This is a genomic window from Caballeronia sp. M23-90 (genome assembly GCF_053574605.1).
In genome coordinates this window covers 1-5,200 of sequence record NZ_JBSIPA010000452.1, presented here as the reverse complement: position 1 = coordinate 5,200, position 5,200 = coordinate 1, and the positions used below count along the sequence as shown (strand labels likewise).

At 61.4% G+C, this 5,200-nt stretch carries 5 protein-coding genes; all 5 read left to right on the top strand.

Annotation, left to right across the window (positions count from 1 at the left end):
- Window positions 1-1,051 (top strand): fimbrial protein (locus ACRXB1_RS29680; RefSeq protein WP_449494068.1); only part of this gene is annotated, 1,051 nt, incomplete at its 5' end.
- 3 nt (window positions 1,052-1,054) lie between these two features.
- Entirely contained in the window at window positions 1,055-2,422 is a 1,368-nt protein-coding gene (locus ACRXB1_RS29675) for a CpaF family protein (protein WP_449494067.1), read from the top strand.
- The gene (locus ACRXB1_RS29670; RefSeq protein WP_449494066.1) at window positions 2,415-3,416 is read left to right on the top strand and encodes a type II secretion system F family protein; all 1,002 of its coding nucleotides are present in this window, start codon (window positions 2,415-2,417) and stop codon (window positions 3,414-3,416) included. Before ACRXB1_RS29675 ends, ACRXB1_RS29670 begins: the two co-directional genes overlap by 8 nt.
- Window position 3,417: 1 nt before the next feature.
- Window positions 3,418-4,422 carry a type II secretion system F family protein gene (locus ACRXB1_RS29665; RefSeq protein WP_449494065.1) on the top strand — a complete coding sequence of 335 codons (1,005 nt, stop codon included), beginning with the start codon at window positions 3,418-3,420 and terminating at the stop codon, window positions 4,420-4,422.
- A gap of 28 nt (window positions 4,423-4,450) precedes the next feature.
- On the top strand, window positions 4,451-5,200 hold a 750-nt coding region (locus ACRXB1_RS29660), incomplete at its 3' end, for a pilus assembly protein (protein ID WP_449494064.1).

Below are 5,200 nucleotides of genomic sequence, written 5' to 3'. Positions count from 1 at the left end.
TGGCCTCGCGATCGTCGCGCTGGGATCGCTGCAAGGCTCCGACAGCGCGGTTGCAGCGCTGCGCGCAGGCGTGCGTGATTTCATCGATATGGATGGCGATCCCGCAGAAGCAGCCCGGATCACGCAGCAATTGCTGGAACAGGCGAGCCTGTCTGCGCAAACCCAGCGCACCGCGAACCGCCACGGAAAAATTACGGTGCTACTCGGCGCGCGTATAGGCGTGGGCGTCAGCACGCTGGCCGCAAACCTCGCGGTCAAGCTGCAAAAGCGCGATGTCACTGCGTTGAAAACTGCGGCGCTGCTCGACCTCGGCATTCCCGCCGCCGACAGTTCCGTGCTGCTCGACACCCAAAGCGAATTCAATTTCGTCGATGCCGTGCGCAATCTGCGCCGCTTCGACCAGACCTTCGTGCATACCGCGTTTGGCCGTCACGCGAGTGGTCTTGCCGTCACCACGTTGCCGACAGACCTTGCCTCCATGCGCGAGGTGTCGTATGCATCGGCGGTCAGTTTGCTCAACCGGTTGCGGACGTTTTTCGATCATCAACTGGTGGACCTCGGCGGCTTCACCAACCTTGAATTCATCAGCCAGGTCGTGCAAGCCGCGGACAACGTGTGGCTCGTCTGCGACCCGAACGTGGCGTCGGCAGTGTCGGCTGTCGAACTGCTCGAAGGAATACGCGAACATGACGCGCAGTCGCAGACAGATGCGCCGCAAAAAATGCATCTGGTCGTGAACAAGTTCGACGCGACGCTGCATTTCGGCGCCGACCAGATCGCCGAGCGGCTGGGCTTGCCGTTGCTTGCAGTGTTGCCCTCGCGCACGCAGGCGCTGGGGCGAGCCGTGAACCAGGGACAATTGCTCGCGGATATTGCCGAGCGCGATCCGTACGTGCGGGCGCTAGATGGTCTGCTCGCGCGTCTTGGCGGCGGCAAAGCGCTGGAAGCGGGTGCGCCAGGGTCTGTACCGGAGAGCGCAACACCCGTTGCGTCCACCGACGCGGCGAGCAGCGTCAAGCGGTTCCTTTCCACTTTTAAAAAGCGGTCATAGAAGATGGCAAAAGACATCGAATTCGCCGACGACGCCACTTCGTTTGCGCACACGCAGCAGTTCCAGGACATCAAGCACGCGGCCCACGAACATCTGCTCACGCGCATCGAAGAACTCGGCGCAGAGTTCGGACGATGGTCGCGTCAGGCGATCCAACAGTTTGTCGACCTCGAGATAGACGGCTTCGTGCGCATGCGGCGCATTCCGTTGAACGAAAGCGAAGTGCGTCTGGTTGGCGAGGCGTTGACGAAGGAACTCGCGGGTTTCGGGCCGATCGAGGATCTGCTTGCAGACCCCGCCGTCGAGGACATCCTGATCAACGGCTTCGACGATGTCTATGTATCGCGTCACGGCATGCTCTCGAAGATCCCCGTGCGTTTTGCCGACAACGCGCATCTGCTGCGCATCGTGCGGCGGATTCTGGCGCCTATCGGGCGGCGGCTGGATGAATCGAACCCAATGGTCGATGCACGCCTGCCCGACGGTGGACGCGTGAACGTGGTGATCGAGCCGTTGTCGCTGGACGGACCAGTTGTATCGATACGCAAGTTTCGCCGCGATCCCTTGCGTCCTGACGATCTGCTCGCCAACGGCACGTTCAATCAGGAGATCAGCGGGCTGCTCGACGCAGCAGTCGCCGCACGATGCAACGTGCTGGTCTCGGGCGGAACGAGTTCGGGCAAGACGTCCTTGCTCAACGCACTTGCATTCTTCATTCCAAAGCATGAACGCGTGGTGACGATCGAGGACACGGCAGAACTCTCGCTCAATCATCCGCATGTGGTGCGCCTCGAAAGCCGGCCCGGCGGGTTCGACGGCGCGGGCGTGGTGTCGATCCGCGACCTCTTGCGCAACACGTTGCGGATGCGGCCGGACAGGATCATCGTGGGCGAAGTGCGCGGCGGCGAAGTGCTCGAAATGCTCCAGGCGATGAACACCGGCCACGATGGCTCCATGGGCACCGTGCACGCAAGTTCGGCGCGTGAATGTCTTTACCGGCTGGAGATGCTGGCGGGGTTCGCCGGTTTTCAGGGCACGGAGTCGAGCCTGCGGCGGCAGATCGCGAACGCCATCGACTTCATTGTGCAGATTGGCCGGCTTTCCAACGGGCGCAGACGGATCCTGTCGGTCACCGAGGTTACAGGGCTTTCCGACAACATTGTCGCGACGCAGGAGTTGTACAGATACGAACCCGTCTTGCTCGAAGGCGGCGAGGAACAGGACAACTGGGTGTCGCTCGGCATTCATCCGAGTTCGCCGAAGCTCGCGAAATACCGGCAGGCGCTCGGCAACGACATGCGCGAACGCGACGGTTTCAACGACGGGTTTGGCCGCGGTTTCGGACGCTCGGGCGGGGGCTTCAATGTCTAGCGGTATCGGCTTCGTGCTGATGGTCGCGCTGTTGTGCGCAGCGGGCGGGTTGTTGCTGTGGCAGCGCTCGCAGGACTCGCGTAATCGCGCGATGACGGACCAGTTCGTCGGCCGGCGCGTGGCCTCCGCGCATGGCGCTACAGAGGGGAGCGATGCGGCACAAGCTCAACGGCCACGTGTCATTGCGCCGTCCGCGATGCCGTCCCAGAGCGCGCCGCGCAGCTTTCGCGAACATGTAAAGCACCGGCGCGAACGGATCTTGTACGCGTTTGGCAACCTGATGAGCCGCGCGGGCATCGCGAACCCTCGTGCTCTTCTCCTGACCACGGGCGCTGTGGTCTTGGCCGGTGCAATCGCGGTTAGCGTGAGAACGCATTGGCTGCTGGGGATAGGGTTCATTGTTATTAGCTGCGCTTGTCTTTATGCCGTGCTGTCATGGCGCGCGCAAAAACGCTATCAGCGCATCAAGCGCCAGTTGCCGGTCTTCCTCGATGGCATCGTGCGTCTGATCATCATAGGCAATAGCGTGCCAGCCTCGTTTCAGGCGGCGCTTACCACCGCCGACACACCTTTGCGCGATTGTCTCGATCGGGTTTCACGCATGTTGCGCTCGGGGGTGGACATTGAGGTCGCGCTAAAACATGTGGCGACTGTGTATCGCGTGCGCGAACTGGAACTTGTTGGCTCGGTCTTGCGGATATCGGTGCGTTATGGCGGGCGCTCGGACGTCATGCTTGACCGCATGGCCGCGCTGATGCGTGACCTCGAGCAGGCCGAACGCGAACTGGTCGCGCTCACTACTGAGACACGTTTGTCCTCCTGGGTGCTTGGCTTTTTGCCAGTCCTGGTCGGCGCCTTCATGATCATCTCCAACCCGGGGTACTTTGCAGCAATGTGGGCCGATCCGCTCGGCCAGCACCTGGTGTTCGTGGCAGTCGGTCTGCAGGCGCTTGGCGTTTTCCTGTTGTATTCGCTTGCTCAGTTGAAGGAATGACATGAACGCGGACACTTTTTTTGTTGTTGCGCTGATGTGTGCCTCGGCGGCTTGCGTATTGATCGCTCTGCTCATGGTTGCCGTTTTCGGGAACAATCGCCGCAGCGCGCGTACGCTCGATCACGCGCTCGATCAGCGCGCCGCTAGCGCGGCGGCGGCTGCACGCGCGGCCGTATCGGGATCGAACGAGAGAAAGGGTGCCAAATTATCCGACAATGCAGACAAGTCGCGGTCCACGAGCGTCGACCGCATTGTTCAGACGCTGAACCGGGCTGCCGTGCGATGGCTCGATACGCCGCTCGGAAAAATCGTTGTCGCCGACGAAGACCGCCGTTTGCTCGACCGCTGCGGTTTCCTCGATAACACCGCGCGGGCCCGTTTCTTCGCCGCGCGGATTGCCTGTTCCGTACTGTTGCCGCTCGTCGTGTTCGTCTGGCGCAGCGGCGAGCCGCGGCTTGTGGTGTGGATGTTCGGCGCGCTCGCCTTTGGCTTCATGTTGCCGAAGTGGCTCGTGCGGCGTCGCGCGACCGCACGTCAGCGCGCGGTTGTCGGCGAATTGCCGATGTTCGTGGACCTGTTGCGTTTGCTACAAGGCGTGGGCTTGTCGCTCGATCAAACCCTACAAGTCATGATCAGCGATTTTGCGACCGTGCTGCCGGTGTTGTCGAAGGAACTCGCGCTCGCGCATCGGCAATTCAACACGGGACGCACGCGCGAACAATCGCTGAACCGGCTTTCCACCAGTTATGAAAACGACGACCTGACCGCCGTGATGCGTCTCGTCATCCAAGTCGACAAGCACGGTGGTGCCGTTCAGGAACCGCTGCGCCAGTTCGGCGACCGGTTGCGCGAATCGCGTCGAGCGACATTGCGGGAACGCATCGGCGCGCTGACCGTGAAGATGACCGGCGTGATGGTCGTGACCTTGCTGCCTGCATTGCTGATCATGACGGCGGGGCCGGGGTTTATCGGTGTGTTCCACTCGCTGTCCACGCTGCACAAATGACGTCGAATGACGTTGAAGAGAGTGAGTCATGAGAAATGCTGCAATCGTATTGATGGTTCTTGCAAGTGGCGGTTTGGCCGCTTTGTGTGGCTGCGCGTCGAAGATCGACAGCGGATATGGCGTCGGCATCCAGGCTGAACGCGAGGCTGCAGTGCGTCAGTCACAACAGAAGCAGGACGCGCCCGATACACCCGGCATGTATCTCGCGCTGATCGACAAGATGCAGTCGCAAGGATTGTTTTATGCATCGCTGGCGCATATCGATGCGTACGAAAAACAATATGGTTCCACCCCCGATACCATCTTGCTGCGCGCCGACGCCTTACGCCAGACCGGTCAGTCGCAAGCCAGCGCCGATGCCTATACGAAGCTCATCAATACGCCGCTTGCGGCTCGCGGATATCGCGGACTGGGTCTGCTTGCGGGAAGCGCGGGCGACTTCAGTAAGGCATCCGAATCTCTCGATGCCGCATCGCGCCTCGAACCTACCGATGCGCTCACGCTTTCCGATCTCGCGTATGCACGCCTGTGTCTCGGCGATATTGCCGGTGCCCGCGTGCCGCTTATGAAAGCGGCTGAGCTTGCGCAGAACAACCCGAAGATCCTGAGCAACGTTGCGTTGTTTCTATTGGTCGACGGACAGCCGGCCGCAGCCCAAGGTCTGATCGCACAACAGAAATTTTCGCCGGAAGTACAGCAGGCGATTCGCACCGATGCCCAGCGGATCACCGCAGCTTCCACACAGGCGTCGCGCGCTCGGTCGTCGCGGCAGCCACCA